Here is a 16,875-nt window from a genome sequence, read left to right as displayed (position 1 = left end):
GAAGGAGGGTTACTGTGGAAAAGACGATTCTGGATTACATTAACCTGATTAAAAAAAGGTTTTGGCTCATCATGGTGTTCGTTTTGATCTCCTGTGCTACGACTTACTACGTTAGTAAAAACTTCGTTGAACCCGTCTATTCCGCTTCCGGACAGCTGCTTGTCAACAATATTGCCAAGGCTCCCGAGAGCAACAATCTTAACGATTTGAGCTTTAGCCTGAATTTAATTGAGAGTTACAAGGAAATTATGAAATCACCGACCATCATGAAAAGCGTAATAGAAAATCACCCGGAGTTTGGTCTGACGGCTGATGAACTAAGTCAGAAGCTTGAGATTAAAACTTCAGAGAAGAGCCAGGTGATCAACCTCAATGTTCAGGATGAAAACTACACCAAAGCTGCCGGGATCGTAAATGCGGTTTCGCAGACATTCATTCGTGAATTGCCATCGCTGATGAGGGTAGACAATGTGACCTTGCTGACACCGGCCGATCCGACTGATGTTCCAGGGCCCTCGAACGGCGGGTTTGCGATGAATCTCATCATCAGCTTTGTTGTATCGCTTATGGCAGCCCTAGGAATTATTTTGCTGATGGAAACTCTTAACGGCACATTAAGGTCTGAAAAGGAAGCGGAATATGACCTTGGTCTTCCGGTAATTGCTTCGATCGCAACCATTCGTAAACGCGATTTGGGTAAGGCAGCAGGCGGCAACACAAGAGTGAAGGAGGGTGCTTATGTTGCGGCTAAATAAGAGTCTGGTTACGGATGTTAATCCATCCTCGCATATCTCGGAATTGTTCCGATCGCTACGCACATATATACGCCAGCTTGGAATAGCGCAGGGTAGCGGAGGAAAAGTGCTACTCTTTACGTCAGCAGAAGCTGGAGCAGGCAAGACGACGATTTTGTCAAATCTAGCGGTGTCTTTCGTCCAGGATGGCAAGAAGGTAGCGGTGGTGGACTGCAATCTGCGACATCCCGGTCTTCATACAGTGTTTGAAGTAGAGGGTAGTGACGGGCTTGCGGCTTATTTAAGTGGGCAAGAGGAAGCAGATAACATCGCTGTCCTCGGAAATTTGGCCAATCTTTCGGTCATCCCGGCGGGTAAAACGCATGTTAGTCCGCCGGATTTGCTGGGCAACCCCAAAATGACCGCTTTGCTTGAGGAACTAAAAGAAAACTACGATCTGATCCTGCTGGATTCTCCTTCGGCAGTCGATTTCAGTGATGCTCGTATATTGGCACCTCAAGCGGACGGCGTGATCCTGGTGGCCAGATACGGAAAGTCCAAACGGGAATCGATCCGCAAAGCGAAGACGCTGCTTGAACAGACCGGCTCTAATCTAATCGGAATTGCCATGAACCAGGCGAAGTAAATGTTTATGCTTTCGAAGTAAGCTTTGCTCGAAGTCAAATCATTGAAGCTAATGCTCACAAAACTTAAGTTTATGCTTTCGAAGTGAGTTTTGTACGAAGTCAAATCATTGAAGCTAATGCTCACAAAACTTTTAGGAGGTAAAGTGCGATGAAAAAGGTAAAAAAAGTAATCATACCCGCGGCAGGACTAGGTACGCGCTTTCTTCCTGCAACGAAAGCCATGCCTAAAGAAATGCTTCCGATTATCAATAAACCAACCATTCAATACATTGTGGAGGAAGCTATTGCTTCCGGTATTGAAGATATCATCATTGTTACTGGTAAAGGTAAAAGAGCCATTGAAGATCATTTTGACAATGCGTTTGAGCTGGAGTCTAGGCTTCTGGAAGATGGAAAGCTGGATCTGCTTAAAGAGGTTCAACGTTCAGCCAAGGTAGAAATTCACTATATCCGCCAGAAAGAACCGAAGGGTCTGGGGCATGCCGTATGGTGTGCAAGACGGTTTATCGGAGATGAGCCATTCGGTGTCATGTTAGGCGATGATATCGTCACAGGAGCCGTACCTTGCCTTAAGCAGCTGATCGATCAATATGAAGAAACACAAAACTCGGTTATCGGAGTTCAAGAGATTCCTGATGAATTCACGAATCGTTACGGTATTATTGAACCGGATTTGCAGGACGGTAAATTGTATCGGGTTAACAATTTTGTAGAGAAGCCGCCACTAGGTACGGCACCTTCTAATCTTGCGATCATGGGCCGTTATGTGTTTACGCCGAAGATCTTTAAGTATCTCGATTTGATGGAAGAAGGCGCTGGCGGAGAGATCCAGTTGACAGATGCCATTCAGAAGCTGAATCAGAGCGAACGGGTATATGCCTATAATTTTGACGGAACAAGATATGATGTCGGCGAGCGGCTTGGATATATTTTGACAACACTTGAATTTGCACTGCAAAGTGAAGATTTGCGCTATCCGGTGATGGATGCAATGGCGGAATGGCTGAATAAAATGGGACAAACCAGCTTGAGTAGTTAAGTTGAGTTCGCAAAATTTTAGATGAGGAGGATGAGCATGCAAAAACTGCCGGAAGACTACGAGGCGGTCCTGCCGAAACTTTACATGCTGCATACCGATGAGAGAAGGAAAGAAGCAGAGTCCTATTTGATAATGAAACGGATGATCGATATCTTTTTTTCCGCTCTTGGTCTTCTCGTGTTAATGCCATTATTTGTTGTCGTGGCGATTCTGATCAAGCTGGAGGATCCGAAAGGAAAGGTGTTCTTTCGGCAAAACCGGGTTGGGAAGAATGAAAAGCAGTTCCCGATGTATAAGTTCAGATCCATGGTTAGTAACGCTGAGGAGTTAAAAGAAAACCTGATGGCCTATAACGAAGTGAGCGGTGCCATGTTCAAGATTAAGAACGATCCGCGGATCACACAGATAGGGAGATTCCTGCGCAAGACGAGCATCGATGAGCTACCTCAGCTGTGGAATGTGCTGATAGGTCAAATGAGTCTGGTCGGTCCTCGTCCTCCGCTGCCTGAAGAGGTGGCTCAGTATACGGAATATGACAAACAGCGTTTGACGGTTACACCAGGCTGTACCGGATATTGGCAAGTAAATGCCCGAAATAGTGTCGGCTTCGACGAAATGGTACAGCTGGACTTAACCTACATCCATATTCGGAGCACCATGCTGGATCTAAAAATCATTGCTAAAACCGGACTGATGTTACTCGGTTCAAAAGATGCTTATTAATAATGTGGAAATTAGGTGAATGCCGATGCGTGAATACGGAGACGTTCCTAAGCTTTCCATTATCATCTGTACCTACAACAGAGCACCTTTATTGATCAAGACGCTTCAGTCACTTTTAAAGCTAGATCACTTAGAGCAGGCGGAGATCATTGTTGTGGATAACTGTTCCAAGGATGATACTGAAGCTTGCGTCAAAAAGTTTATAGGAAAGCATGGAGCTGATGTGGATATCCGCTACATGATGGAGCCGATGCAGGGGCTTTCAGCGGCTAGAAATACAGGAATTCTGGCTTCCAAATCGCCGCTGATTGCCTTTCTCGATGATGATGCGATACCTTGCCAGCGATGGATAACAACGATTGTCAGTACTTTCGAGAGTAAACCGGAGGTCATGGCTATGGGAGGCAAAATCGCTCCGATATTTGAAAGTAAACGTCCGGACTGGTTGATTAAACCCTTTGAGCTTCCGTACACGATTGTTGATTTAGGTAGCCGGATTAAGGAATATCCCAAGCAACTTCATCCTTGTGGGGCCAATATGGCGATGCGGAAGCTCGTATTCGACATCAGTCTTTTTCCCCTAGATCTCGGAAGAAAGGGTGATTCTCTGCTCTCCGGTGAAGAGACCTGGTTATTCGGACAGATTCAAAAAGAAGGGCATTCCATCCTCTACCATCCGGAAATGGCGGTTGACCATTTCGTTCCGGCGGCCCGTTTAACGGAAGATTGGATTATGAGGCGCTATTATAGCCAAGGCATCTCTAACGCTATGAAAAGCGAAGGACTAAAAGGCAAGCTGCTTCTAGTGGGAAAGACAGCGGCTAAGCTTGTGTATATCCTGGCTGATTCTATCCTCTCAAGAAGTAAAGGAAGAAGGCTTTTGAACAAATGCAGGCTGGAGAGTATTCGTGGAACGCTTCATATGATTCTCAATCGGGAGAGGCATTCCGCAGCGGGGTGAGGGATTAATATGACAAATTTTGAGTGGGGCTCCAAATTAAATGTTTTGCCATACGGGATGCTCTATCTCATGTCGGCCCTGTTCTTTGGAACGGCGGTCATCTACCAGCCGATGATTGCGATAGCTGCCGTGCTTCTGATTATTTTGCTGGGAATCTCAATTTCACGGCCTGAACTGATCAGTTATTTCGTTCTAATCACGACGGCAATATCGATTAACTTTTTATATGATGGCAGCATGTTCGGAATGGAGATACTGTCCCTTTATAAATTGGTTATCGTGATGCTGCTTGTTCCTTGTATTCTGGTCAATGGCTTGCGGTTTCGTCTGAGTCACCCCTTGTGGGCAATGGTAGCGCTGCTGGTGATTACCTTTGGATCTTCGATCTGGCTGCCGGAAATGACCTCATCCATTGCAGTTAAAGCTTTTATCGGTCTATCCATTCCATTCGTATTTTTATTAATCAACTGGAAAAAGAATGTAGCCGAGCTGCAAATCAAAATTATCTGTATGCTTCCCCTTGTTAGTGTAGTGGTTGGTTTGTTGCTGCAGCTTGCGCATGTTCATAATTTTCTCAACATCGAGTATACAGGCGCTGTACGGATTCAGGGGGCTAATATTCCTGCGCATCTAGCAATGCTGGCCTTTATGGGAGTAGCGATTCCATTTATTGAGGTGAAGCGGAATCCGCAGCAAGCACGCTTTTTCTATATCATGTTAGTTCTAAATTTCTTTATCTTGATTGGAACAGGAACAAGAGGGCCTATATTGGCACTTGGACTTACCGTTCTCTATTACTTCTATGATATTCTCCGCCAATATTTGAAGGGCAGAACCTATCTGCTAATTCCGTTGATGGGTGCATTTTTCCTGATTATGGTCGCCGTTTTCTGGCAGCTCGATAATTTTGAGAAACGTTCCTTTGAGAGACAGACAGATACGGCTGTTGATTTATCAGGAAGGTCAGAGGCATGGGAGTATTTCTTAAACAAGGCTGCGGACTCTCCTTGGTCTGGTAGAGGGCTTGGAGCAGTGACGGTAGCAAATGATGGAACATTGTATAAGGGTTTTGTAGTTCCGCACAACGAGTATATCCGCTTTTACTTCGATGGGGGATATATTGGCGCTATTCTGTTGATGTTCTCTTTATTGGCTGTATTTATTCTGGTGTACAGAGCATTGGCTCCGCCGATCAAACCTTATTATCTGTTATTTATTGCAGCGTTTTTAATCTACTCATTCTCCGATAACACGCTGTCGACGGTCCAATTTATTATTCCGTTCTGTTGGTACCTGAACTGCCTGTATCGATCTTCACAGCCAACCGATTCCCCACAAAAAGAAGTGATACGATGAGTCAAGTGAACATGTTCGATGTCAATTTTGATAACTATGATTTCATGGATTTGCTTGATTACATTGATAAAACCATTCAGGAGAGGAATCAGTCTTATATCCTCACTTGCAATGTAGATCATGTGATCAAGCTTCGTAAGGATAAAGAATTTCAAACGGTATATTCGAAGGCAGGCGCAGTTGTTGCTGACGGAATGCCACTGATCTGGGCATCCAAAATGCTAGGCAAGCCGCTTAAGCAGAAGGTATCCGGCGCGGATCTATTTAATCGATTGGGCAACGCCTTTGAGCAAAGGAAGTACCGGCTGTTCTTCTTAGGCTCAGCTGAAGGCGTGGCGGAACGGGCAGCGATGAATTTGAAAACAGCGCATCCCGGGATAAATGTGGTTGGCTGTTATTCTCCATCCTATGGATTCGAGCACAATGAGGAGGAGAATGAACGCATTATAGAAATGCTGACAGAGTGCCAGCCAGATATCGTGTTTGTTGGTGTAGGAGCGCCTAAGCAGGAAAAGTGGATTTACCGCCACTATACCTCTTATCAAGCTCCGATATCGATCGGAGTGGGAGCGACCTTTGATTTTCTGTCAGGCTCAGTGAAACGAGCGCCTAGCTTTATGCAAAAAACAGGGTTCGAATGGTTCTGGCGGCTAAGCCAGGAGCCGGGCCGGCTCTGGAAAAGATATCTTGTGGATGATGCACAATTTCTACTTTTATTACTTAAGGAACTGCGTAAGCGGGATAAGGTGAAGGAAGGAGGCTTGGAATGAGTGTATTTACGCCCCCATCACTTAGGTTCATCAAGACAGCTGGATTAATAGGGGGGACTGCAGCTGCAGGTGTCTCTCTTCCGCTGATCATCGGCTTCTCCAGTGCGATGCTGAGTTCATCGAACAGTCTGCAGGGAGCCATTCTCTCAGCCATCCTATTCCCGGCTTTCTTGCTAGCCATACTTAGACCGAAAATGCTGGTTACTTATACCTTGCTAATCTGGGCCGTAGCTCCAGAGCTGCGCCGCATTGCTGACTGGTCAGAAGGAGTGTATCACTCTGTATCCTTGCTGAGCTTAGCTCCCTTGTTAACCGGTGTAACCTTGATCATTCCGCTGCTGAAGGAGATTCATAATATTCAAAAGGCCTCCACGCGGATCATGTTAATGTTCGCAGTTGCGCTGGGTTATGGTGCTTTAATCGGTTTGGCTAAGAATGGCATGGGTTCAGTTTATGACTTAGCGAATTATATTGTGCCACTGCTGTTATTGCCGTACTTTGCCGTCACGAAGTTCAAGCCGAAGGATATCGATCGATTGCTTACGGCTTTTGCTAATATTGCTGTCCTAGTTGCCATTTACGGGATTGTTCAGTATTTGACGGTGCCACCTTGGGATGTGTTCTGGATGAAACATGCGGATATGATGTCCATCGGAAATCCATATCCATTGGAAATCCGAGTGTTCTCTACGCTGAATTCACCGGGACCGGCTGCAACCTTCTTAGCGTTTGCTTTAGTTCCGATGATACTGGAGAAAAAATGGCGGGGAACATTGCGCTGGATCGGCGTGCTGCTGGTTGTAATCTGCCTGCTGACTACTTTAGTACGCGCGGCATGGCTGATTCTTCTGGTGATGCTGCTCATGTACATTGGAACCTCTCCTTCTAAGGGAAAGTGGAAAACCTTGATCCAATTAGTTTTTGTGGCTGCTGCGTTGTTCTGGGTTGTGCCAAAATTGCCTGGCGCCGAAGGACTGGTTGCTCGGGTAGAGACACTTTCTTCTGTTCAGGAAGATCACTCTTATAATGAACGGCTAAGCTTATGGCAAAACATGCTGCCTATGGTCGCCGCCAATCCAGTAGGTCAGGGAATCGGTAGTGTAGGTCAAGGGACTAAGCTTGGTAATGACGGCGAGCTTGGAGAGTACGGAATTATGGATAACGGAGTTATCGCCTTACTGCTTACCTTTGGTATTCTGGGTGCTGTTTTCTTCTTCGGAGCTTTAGGCGCAGTTGTCAAACAAATATTCGCTAGAGTAATCAGCAGGGACCAATTGCAGCCATACGCCCGACTTGCTCTTGCTACTTGGACCGGTGCGATAGTCAGTTTGGTATCAGATAATGGGTTTCCCGGACTCAAGGGATACTTAATCTGGATGCTGATCGGTCTTGGCCTCAGCGCAAGGGAGATTACACAAAGTAGAAGGAAGGGAACACCGTATGCAGCAATTGAATGCAAAATCTCTCCCCGCTAGAACAATCTGGTCATCTTTTAGATTGTTCGCGAAGAGTAAGGATAACAGCTCGGCAGCCGTGAAGACAATGTTTGTCAGTGTCATGATCCTACTGATTAACATGTTAACGGGTGTACTGACCGCCCGTTATCTTGGACCGACAGGACGTGGGGAACAAACGGCAATGATTAACTGGTCACAGTTTCTGGCCTTTAGCATGAGCTTTGGGATTCCATCAGCTCTGATTTATAACGCTAAGAAAAACCCGGAGGATGCCGGAGTGCTTTATCGAATGGCATTGCTGCTCGGCATCATTTTTGGGGTCATCGCAATGATTATAGGCATAGTGGTCTTACCCTATTGGCTGAAATCCTTCAGTCCGGAGGTTGTGACCTTTGCCCAGTGGTCAATGATTCTGTGTCCGATTATAGTGATCTCTCAAATTAACAATGCAGCTTTTCAATTCAGAGGTGAATACAAGAGGTTTAATTGGATTCGCTATCTAGTGCCGTTGCTTACACTGACGATGATTGGGATATTGATCGCGCTGGATCAGATGAATCCTTTTACAACTGCAGTTGCCTATCTCCTTCCTGGAGCGCCGCTGTTTATCGGAATGACGATTTCCTTGCTGCGCACCTATAAGGTGAAGATGAGAGGAGCCTTTCAGAGTTTAAAAAGATTGTTTACTTACGGGCTTGGTTCCTACGGCAATGACTTGCTTGGCAATTTCTCTTATTATATCGATCAGATCGTAATTGCCGGTTTGTTAAGACCTGCTGATCTGGGGCTGTATGTAGTGGCTGTGAGTTTATCGCGAATGGTTAATTTTTTCTCAAGCTCGATTACGATCGTCTTGTTTCCTAAGGCTTCTGAGCTGTCCAAAGAACAGGCAGTTGAGTTAACATTCAAAGCCTTTCGCATAAGTACGACTTTCACCATGCTTGGCGGAGTAGTCCTGATGCTCTTAGCCCCTTTAGTAATTCCGTTGATGTATGGCAAAGACTTCAATGCGGCATTAACCGTGTTTCGCTTATTGCTCCTTGAAGTGACTATTAGCGGGGGGACGATCATTCTGGCGCAGGCCTTTATGGCGCTAGGCAAGCCGAAAATTGTTTCGATGCTTCAAGGTTTTGGCTTACTCTTGGTTATCCCAATGTTGTTCCTGCTCATCCCTAAGTTTGGCTTACTCGGAGCAGGGATAGCGATGCTGTCATCAGCAATCCTGCGATTCTTCTTCATTGTTCTCAATATAAAGTACACCTTAAAAGTTAAACTACCCCGGCTGCTCATTACCCGGGAGGACATCCAGTGGATGAAGACGACGATGAATTCTTACATTCGCAAGAAACCGATGGATATGAATGGATAATGCGAAAGACAAAGGAGGAAACCTTCATGGATTCAGTAAAAAGCGTGGTAGGCGGCCAAGGCAATTATCAAATATCGGCTGTCATCATCGCTCAGGATGACGAAGTTCGAATATCTAAGGCCATACAATCCTGCAGGTTATTCGCCGATGAGGTGATTGTGATTGACGGAGGCAGCAAAGACGGGACAGTTCAGCTTTCCGAAAGCTTGAATTGTCGTGTATACGTCAACCCATGGCCCGGATATGCGAAACAGAGGGAGTTCGGAGTAGAACGCGCGGTTCATGATTGGGTCTTCCTTATTGATACTGACGAAGTGGTCAGCGACGAGTTGGCCGCAAGTATTCTTGAACTGAAACCGGGGCTTAAGGATCAATCGGTTGCCTATTCTATCTACCGGATCGGTGATTTTATGGGCAGATGGCTGGATCGTGGCGAATATCTAGTGCGCCTTTACAACCGCAAAGCGTATGGAATTCGAAACAGCTTGGTGCACGAGATGCCCGAGGTTTCTGAAGAACGAACCATACGTTTGACAGGAACCCTCTGGCATTATGGTTACCGCAGTATTAACGATCATGTGGCACGATTCAATAAGTATACTGACTTGGAAGCTGAAAGTGCGTATGCCAAGGGCAAACGATTTCGGGTCAGTCATCTGCTGTTAAGACCGCCAGCCCGTTTCCTGCAAAAGTATTTCTTACACGGTTTGTTCAAGAAGGGAATGTCAGGTTTCGGTGTATCCGTATTCTGGGTCATGTATGAATTCATGGTCGGCTTCAAGCATTACGAATTAATTAGATCGGGAAAGCTGACTCAGCACAATGCGAAGACGAGTCAGACCGAGAAGGAGAATAAAGGAGAGAGAAGCTATGCCGTACAGTGACGGATTGAACATTATGACGACTGGCCTTAGCTGGCCGTCGCTACAGCCGGGTGGGCTTAACACGTATTTCAAATCCGTTTGCGAGCAACTCTCCTCACGTAATCGGGTGCATGCGCTGATTTGCAGTCAAGAAACGCCTGATACCCCTGAGGAATTGATTATTCACAATGCCGGAGATCCAAAAGATGGGATCTGGAAACGTAAGGATGCTTTCCAGCGTAAGGCGGCCGATCTGATGGGAGAGGGCAGTGGCCGTATAGATATTTTATACACTCACTTTGCTCCTTATGGTATTGGTCCAGCCTTGGAAGCAAAGAAACGCGGGATTCCTGTAGTGATGACTTTTCATGGCCCATGGAATGAAGAAATGAAAATCGAAGGCCAAGGCATTAAGCACCGGGTCAAAACAACCATCGCCAAATCCATTGAACATAGAGCCTATAAACTAGCGGATAAGTTCATTGTGCTTAGTGAGACGTTCCGGGACATTCTCCATAAGCTGCACGGAGTGCCTCTACACAAAATTATAGTGATTCCAGGAGCAGCTAATGTGGAACGTTTTATTCCCGCTACGAATCGATTGGCGATTCGACGAAGCTTAAATTTACCTGAGGGAGCAACAACCGTGCTGACTGTTCGGCGGTTGGTCAATCGGATGGGACTGCTACAGCTGCTTGAAGCCTGGAAGCAAGTTGCGGAGCGTTTCCCGAATGCAATTCTGCTGATTGGTGGTAAAGGGCCGTTGCGGGGAGAACTGAAAGAAAAGATCGCCGACTATGGCTTAAGCAATAAGGTAAGACTGCTAGGCTACATTCCCGATCATGAACTAGCCTCTTATTATCAGGCAGCGGATATGTTCGTGGTTCCCTCACAGGCATTGGAGGGCTTTGGTTTGATTACCGTTGAAGCTTTATCTTCAGGATTGCCAGTGATGGCTACACCGATTGGCGGCAATAAGGAAATTTTGCAAGGCTTCCGGCCGGAATTACTATTTAAGAGTTCAAGTAGTGACCACATGGCTGAAGGTATGATCCATATGCTTAGCAATCGAAAGCTGCTTCCGAGCCGGGATGAATGTAGAGAGCATGTACTGGAGAGATATACCTGGGAGCATGTTACGGATCAAGTAGAATCCGTGTTCCTACAAGCCTTAGGAGAGGAGGTGACCACGTAATGCTTAGAGTAGCCTATATAGATCACACTGCTAAATGGAGTGGTGGAGAAGTTGCCCTGTTTAACATCCTTACCCATATTGGAGAACAGATCGATCCACTGGTAATTCTGGCTGAGGATGGTGCGCTGGCTGAACGGCTACGTGAAAAAGGGATGGATGTCCGTATTATTCCGCTGGATGAGAGCATCAGAAGTCGGGGGAGAAATGCTGTCAACTTGGGAGCACCTGCTGCAGCCTTCAAGCTGTTGGCTTATGGCCGCAAGCTTGCGCCGCTCTTAAAAGCGGAGAAGGTAGATTGCGTGCACACCAATTCCCTAAAATCTGCATTATACGGAGCCATCGCTGCAAAAATAGCGGGCGTTCCATTGATCTGGCACATCCGGGATCATATTGGGGCTCCTTATTTAAAGCCAATCGTTGCCAAAGGAATTCGTTTGCTGTCGCGACTGCTCCCCAATGGAGTCATCGCAAATTCACATTCTACGCTGAATGCTTTGGAGCTGCCGCGTTCGAAAAAAACGTTGGTCGTATACTCCGCTTTCGCTAAAGCGATTGGTAATGGGATCGGTATGCGGGACCAGAAGGATTTTAACGTACTGCTAGTTGGTCGATTGGCGCATTGGAAAGGTCAACATATTGTGCTGGAAGCCGCAAAAAGCTTTAAGAACGAACCTCGTGTGAAATTCTGGCTGGCTGGAGACGCTCTGTTTGGAGAAGAGGCTTATAAGCAGGAATTGCTGCAAAAGATAAAAAACGACGAGCTTACTAATGTAAGCATGCTAGGGCATGTGGATGATATTCAAGGTCTTATGAATACTGCTGATTTACTGATTCACACTTCGGTAACTCCTGAGCCTTTTGGCCAAGTTATCGTTGAAGGAATGGCAGCGGGATTGCCGGTGATCGCCTCCAATGAAGGCGGGCCGGTAGAAATTGTAGTTCAAGGTGAGACAGGGCTACTGATAGAGCCTGGTGACGCGGCGATACTGGCAGATTCCATTAAATGGATGCTGGATCACTCAGAGGAAAGACGGCGGATGGCGGACAATGGGATGAAACGAGTGAAAGAGCATTTTGTTATCGAGAATACGGTCAAGGACATCGTTGACTACTATAAAGGTTTGTTGGCGGGCACCTGACAGATGCTATGACGCGGTAATTCTGAAGATGATGCTCCATAAAACTTTGAGGATGATTCACATGAAAATTGCGATAGCGCACGATTACTTAATCCAAATGGGCGGCGCGGAAAGAGTGGTGGAAGTCTTTCATCACATGTATCCCGAGGCTCCAATCTACACAACGGTTTTTAACGGAAGCCGCCTTACTGACAATCTCAAAGATGCGGATATCCGTGCCTCCTGGCTGCAAAAGATTCCGGGGGTAAAGACCAATTTTAAAGGGGTGCTGCCACTTTATCCAATGGCCATCCGTGATTTGGACTTTCGCGGTTTCGATATCGTCCTGAGTTCCAGCAGTGCTTTTATGAAAAGTATTCAAGTTCCTAAACATACGTTTCATCTTTGTTACTGCCATACGCCTATGCGCTTCGCATGGGATTATGACACCTACATGGAACGTCAGTCGAATTCCGGGCTGTTCAAAAAAATGCTTAAGGTATACATGCAGCAGCTCAAAACGTGGGACCAACGGACTTCCAAAAATGTGAATCAGTTCGTAGCCAATTCATCAGTAGTGAAGACGAGGATTCAGAATTATTATCACCGGGATGCAGATGTCATATTTCCACCGATTAATACAGCCCGGTTTACAAGCTCTTCAACCATTGGTGACTATTATTTAATTGTATCTCGGCTTGTTTCCTACAAGCGGATTGATCTGGCAGTAGAGGCTTTTAACCGTAACGGACTTAAGCTTTATATCGTAGGGGATGGACCAGATCGCAAGCGTCTCGAAGGCATGGCTAAGGATAATGTATCGTTTCTGGGCCGGCTAGAAGATGAGCAAGTGACTGGAATGATGGCACAGTGTAGAGCGTTCATTTTTCCAGGAGAAGAGGACTTTGGAATTACACCGCTGGAAGCGAACGCTGCAGGAAGACCGGTAATTGCTTATCAAGCAGGTGGGGCACTGGATACTATTATTCCTTATGTAAATGGTGTGTTCTTTCAGCATCAAGAAGTGGAGGATCTGCTTAAGGCTATTTATGAGGTAGAGTCCTACGCTTGGGATATCGATCAAATCATGGAGCATGCACGTAAATTCGATGAGCAGGCGTTTATGGTTAAGTTCAAGCAGTATGTTGAGCAGGCCTACGTCAATTTTCTAAAAGGAGGATGATTGTATGAAGCTGACAGTAATCGGTACTGGGTATGTGGGTCTTGTATCTGGCGTGTGCTTTGCACTGGGCGGACATCATGTCATCTGTGTGGATAAGGACGAGGAAAAGATTAAGAAGCTGAAACAGATGGAATCGCCCATCTATGAGCCGGGAATCGAGGAACTGATTGAACTGAATCTTCGTGAGGAACGGTTATCTTTTTCTGCAGATCTTCAGGATTCGGTGCGGCATTCAGATATTATCATTCTTGCTGTAGGTACGCCATCGCTGCCTAATGGTGAAGCTGACTTAACCTACATTGAGGGTGCAGCTGCTGAAATCGCTAAAGCGATGGAAGGGCACAAAATTATAATGACTAAATCTACAGTTCCCGTAGGGACAAATGAGAAAATCTCCAAAATGCTCTCTAAGTTTACCCATCATTCTTTTGATATCGTGTCTGCTCCCGAGTTTTTACGTGAAGGGTCAGCGATTCGCGATACCCTCCATCCCGACAGAATTGTCATTGGTCTTGATAATCCAGAGCTGGAACCAACCATGCGCGAGCTTCATAAGGGTTTCACTGAAAATGTATTTGTAACAGATATACGCAGTGCTGAAATGATCAAATATGCTTCAAATGCATTTTTGGCCACGAAGATCTCCTTTATTAACGAGATCGCCAATATTTGTGAAAAAGTGGGAGCTGATGTAACCGAGGTAGCACAAGGAATGGGTATGGACCAAAGAATCGGGTCATCCTTCCTGCAGGCTGGCATCGGTTATGGAGGCTCCTGTTTCCCGAAAGACACTAATGCACTCATTCAAATTGCGGGCAACGTCGATTACGAATTCAAATTATTGAAATCTGTAGTCGAAGTGAACAAGGGACAACGGTTTATGATCATCTCCAAGCTGCATGAATCACTTGGCAGCCTGCGCGGTTCGACGATTGGGATATGGGGGCTTGCTTTCAAGCCTAATACTGATGATGTCCGCGAAGCTCCCGCCAGAGAGATTGTTGAGGCACTGGTGGCTGAGGGGGCAACAGTCAAACTATATGATCCAATCGCAGCTACAAATTTCAGGCAGCAATATGATCATCCGCAGCTTCGCTGGTGCAATCTGCCAGAGGAAGCTGCTGAGGGCAGCGACGCAGTATGCCTGCTGACCGATTGGAGCCTGCTCAAGGAGATTGATCTGCATCAGCTGGCGAAAAGCATGCGCAATGGGGTGCTGATCGATGGACGCAACGTGTATTCCAAGGAGCAAATCGAGGGTACCGGCCTCGTTTATCATTCTGTCGGCCGTCCGCAGATGGGTGGATTGAGCGGTTATTCTGCTAGTGTGGCTGGAGCGGTTTAATCTAAGTTATATTGATTGAACTTGTGATTTTTCTATTTAGGGATGAGCCGTGACTCCAGAGAATGTTTGGACTTCCGGCCGCTGTTGTCTGCAGATTTCCTGATTTTAACCGCTAATAGCGGTAGAAATCCGCAGACAAAGGCGGACGCTATCGCTCCTCCAGTTCCAAAATTCTCTTCCGCCACTCCGTTCCCTTATTTTAAGGTTCTAAGCAATTTATAAAGTTAGGTACTCTGATTATATACCGCAGTAGCAGTAGCAGTAGCATTTGTAGTTGTCATTGTCTCTGTCTCTGTGGTGGCAACTAGTCTTGCTCTTGTAGTTGCAGTTGTTCTTGCAGTTGCTGCTGCCTCCCCCAGAGCAGAAGCAAATCTTTAGAAAAACGTGCTTGCTTCCGGCTGGTACAGCCCGGTACGCACGGATCAAGTATTAAGAAGAAGTTGGTTAGGTTAAGAACGGAAAGGGAATTTGGAACTGTAGAAACGGAGTGTTCGCCTTTATCCTCGGATTTCTACCGCGAGAAGCGGTTCAATCAGGAAATCTGAGGATAACAGCGATCGGAAGTCCAAAATCCCTTGGAGTGGTTTCTACCTAACAAAGATATAGCTTTTAATACAATCCATTCTAGCTACCACCAAACGGAAGCCAGACGTTTTGATAACAATTCAAATATGCTCGATTTCCATAATTCAAGGAGGGTTCATTCTATGAAAATGGTACTTCTATCAGGCGGTTCAGGTAAACGGTTATGGCCGTTGTCCAACGACTCACGTTCAAAGCAATTTCTAAAGGTACTTGAAAGCCCTCAAGGTGAACCAGAATCCATGGTACAACGTGTCTGGAGACAGCTGGAGGAAGCGGGGATGGCAGAATCATCTTATCTGGCCACCGGCCGCGGCCAAGTAGAAATGATACAAAGCCAACTGGGAAGTCATGTGCCGATTATCGTTGAACCGGAGCGTCGGGATACTTTTCCGGCTATCGCCTTAACAGCTACCTATCTTTATTCAGTGGCAGGTGTTTCTCCAGCGGAGACGGTAGCAATATTGCCTGTTGACCCTTATGTAGAAGCATCCTTTTTCGATACCATAGCTATGCTTGAGGGGACCATGCTGGAAAGTGGAGCAAATCTGGCACTAATGGGTGTTGTTCCTGAACATGCCTCAGAGAAATACGGATATATTATTCCTACCACCGAAGAGGCGGGGGGAAATGGTTTTATGAAGGTGAGTCACTTTCAAGAGAAACCAGACCGTATACAAGCAGAACAGCTCATCGAGCAAAATGCATTGTGGAATTGTGGAGTGTTTGCCTTCCGCTTAGGGTACTTGTTAGATATTTTGCAGCGTAAAGGGTTGCCTTTAGGATATGAAGAATTGCAGAAGCAGTATAAGCTATTGTCTTCCATCAGCTTTGATTATGAAGTGGTGGAGAAAGAAGAACATATTGTGGTGCAGCCGTATGATGGATTCTGGAAGGACCTTGGAACGTGGAATACGCTGACAGAGGAAATGAGCAGCAAGCATGTAGGAAAAGGTTTTGTAACGGCGGATTCTGAGGGGACTTGCTTGATTAATGAGCTGGATATTCCGATTACGGTAATTGGTGCGAAGGATCTGATCATTGCGGCTAGCCCGGATGGGATTCTAGTTACCCATAAAGCTGAGAGCCCACGGATTAAAGAAGTGCTGAAGACCTTTGAACAAAGACCGATGTACGAGGAACGCCGCTGGGGCCATTACAAAGTTATTGATTATGTGAAATATGATGAAGGCAATGAAGTGCTGACCAAACGGATTTTTATATCCGAGGGGAATAATATCAGCTATCAATTACATCGCAAGCGTAGTGAAATTTGGACAATCGTCAGCGGCGAAGCAAGTATTGTGCTGAATGAGAAAAAACATAATGTGAAGGCTGGGGACGTGGTACGTATACCGGAAGGAACGAAGCACGCGATCCTTGCTTTGACGGATGTCGAGTTTATAGAGGTGCAGACGGGTTCTGAATTAGTAGAAGAAGATAACATTCGTATTACTTTAGACTGGAATGATATAGAACTACAACAATTCATTTCATAGGTCTAACCTATCTATTTAACCAATCCAAAATTTC

15 protein-coding genes are annotated in these 16,875 nt (G+C 46.0%); all 15 read left to right on the top strand.

The window, feature by feature from the left end:
- Window positions 1-14 precede the first annotated feature (14 nt).
- The 15 genes from ACFWMP_RS09920 (at window position 15) to ACFWMP_RS09850 (ending at window position 16,841) form a co-directional block, all read left to right on the top strand.
- Entirely contained in the window at window positions 15-755 is a 741-nt protein-coding gene (locus ACFWMP_RS09920) for a YveK family protein (RefSeq protein ID WP_076283895.1), read from the top strand.
- Window positions 739-1,380: a CpsD/CapB family tyrosine-protein kinase gene (locus ACFWMP_RS09915; protein ID WP_379423330.1), complete on the top strand. Its 642-nt coding sequence runs from the start codon at window positions 739-741 to the stop codon at window positions 1,378-1,380. The genes ACFWMP_RS09920 and ACFWMP_RS09915 overlap by 17 nt, the downstream gene beginning before the upstream one ends.
- A 149-nt stretch (window positions 1,381-1,529) precedes the next feature.
- On the top strand, window positions 1,530-2,420 hold the full coding sequence (galU, locus tag ACFWMP_RS09910) for a UTP--glucose-1-phosphate uridylyltransferase GalU (RefSeq protein WP_042185171.1): 891 nt from the start codon (window positions 1,530-1,532) through the stop codon (window positions 2,418-2,420).
- Window positions 2,421-2,450: 30 nt separating this feature from the next.
- Window positions 2,451-3,143: a sugar transferase gene (locus ACFWMP_RS09905; RefSeq protein WP_042124430.1), complete on the top strand. Its 693-nt coding sequence runs from the start codon at window positions 2,451-2,453 to the stop codon at window positions 3,141-3,143.
- 25 nt (window positions 3,144-3,168) lie between these two features.
- Window positions 3,169-4,104, top strand: a complete 936-nt coding sequence (locus tag ACFWMP_RS09900) for a glycosyltransferase (protein ID WP_036676610.1) — start codon at window positions 3,169-3,171, stop codon at window positions 4,102-4,104.
- 9 nt (window positions 4,105-4,113) lie between these two features.
- Window positions 4,114-5,460: an O-antigen ligase family protein gene (locus ACFWMP_RS09895; protein ID WP_036676609.1), complete on the top strand. Its 1,347-nt coding sequence runs from the start codon at window positions 4,114-4,116 to the stop codon at window positions 5,458-5,460.
- Window positions 5,457-6,230, top strand: a complete 774-nt coding sequence (locus ACFWMP_RS09890) for a WecB/TagA/CpsF family glycosyltransferase (protein WP_036676606.1) — start codon at window positions 5,457-5,459, stop codon at window positions 6,228-6,230. Before ACFWMP_RS09895 ends, ACFWMP_RS09890 begins: the two co-directional genes overlap by 4 nt.
- Entirely contained in the window at window positions 6,227-7,705 is a 1,479-nt protein-coding gene (locus tag ACFWMP_RS09885; protein WP_379423326.1) for an O-antigen ligase family protein, read from the top strand. Before ACFWMP_RS09890 ends, ACFWMP_RS09885 begins: the two co-directional genes overlap by 4 nt.
- The gene (locus ACFWMP_RS09880; RefSeq protein ID WP_379423324.1) at window positions 7,671-9,056 is read left to right on the top strand and encodes an oligosaccharide flippase family protein; all 1,386 of its coding nucleotides are present in this window, start codon (window positions 7,671-7,673) and stop codon (window positions 9,054-9,056) included. The genes ACFWMP_RS09885 and ACFWMP_RS09880 overlap by 35 nt, the downstream gene beginning before the upstream one ends.
- A gap of 26 nt (window positions 9,057-9,082) precedes the next feature.
- On the top strand, window positions 9,083-9,940 hold the full coding sequence (locus tag ACFWMP_RS09875; RefSeq protein ID WP_339245139.1) for a glycosyltransferase family 2 protein: 858 nt from the start codon (window positions 9,083-9,085) through the stop codon (window positions 9,938-9,940).
- The gene (locus ACFWMP_RS09870; protein ID WP_379423321.1) at window positions 9,927-11,114 is read left to right on the top strand and encodes a glycosyltransferase family 4 protein; all 1,188 of its coding nucleotides are present in this window, start codon (window positions 9,927-9,929) and stop codon (window positions 11,112-11,114) included. The genes ACFWMP_RS09875 and ACFWMP_RS09870 overlap by 14 nt, the downstream gene beginning before the upstream one ends.
- The gene (locus ACFWMP_RS09865; RefSeq protein ID WP_339245145.1) at window positions 11,114-12,253 is read left to right on the top strand and encodes a glycosyltransferase family 4 protein; all 1,140 of its coding nucleotides are present in this window, start codon (window positions 11,114-11,116) and stop codon (window positions 12,251-12,253) included. Before ACFWMP_RS09870 ends, ACFWMP_RS09865 begins: the two co-directional genes overlap by 1 nt.
- A gap of 61 nt (window positions 12,254-12,314) precedes the next feature.
- A complete protein-coding gene (locus tag ACFWMP_RS09860; protein ID WP_036676592.1) occupies window positions 12,315-13,415 on the top strand; it encodes a glycosyltransferase in 1,101 nt (366 codons plus the stop codon).
- A 4-nt stretch (window positions 13,416-13,419) separates the two neighbouring features.
- The gene (locus tag ACFWMP_RS09855) at window positions 13,420-14,760 is read left to right on the top strand and encodes a UDP-glucose dehydrogenase family protein (RefSeq protein WP_339245147.1); all 1,341 of its coding nucleotides are present in this window, start codon (window positions 13,420-13,422) and stop codon (window positions 14,758-14,760) included.
- Window positions 14,761-15,467: 707 nt separating this feature from the next.
- On the top strand, window positions 15,468-16,841 hold the full coding sequence (locus ACFWMP_RS09850) for a sugar phosphate nucleotidyltransferase (RefSeq protein ID WP_036676586.1): 1,374 nt from the start codon (window positions 15,468-15,470) through the stop codon (window positions 16,839-16,841).
- The last annotated feature ends 34 nt before the right edge of the window (window positions 16,842-16,875 follow it).

Source organism: Paenibacillus sp. NPDC058367 (assembly GCF_042723305.1).
In the GTDB taxonomy this organism is placed as follows: domain Bacteria; phylum Bacillota; class Bacilli; order Paenibacillales; family Paenibacillaceae; genus Paenibacillus_AQ.
This window is presented reverse-complemented; position numbering and strand designations above follow the sequence as displayed.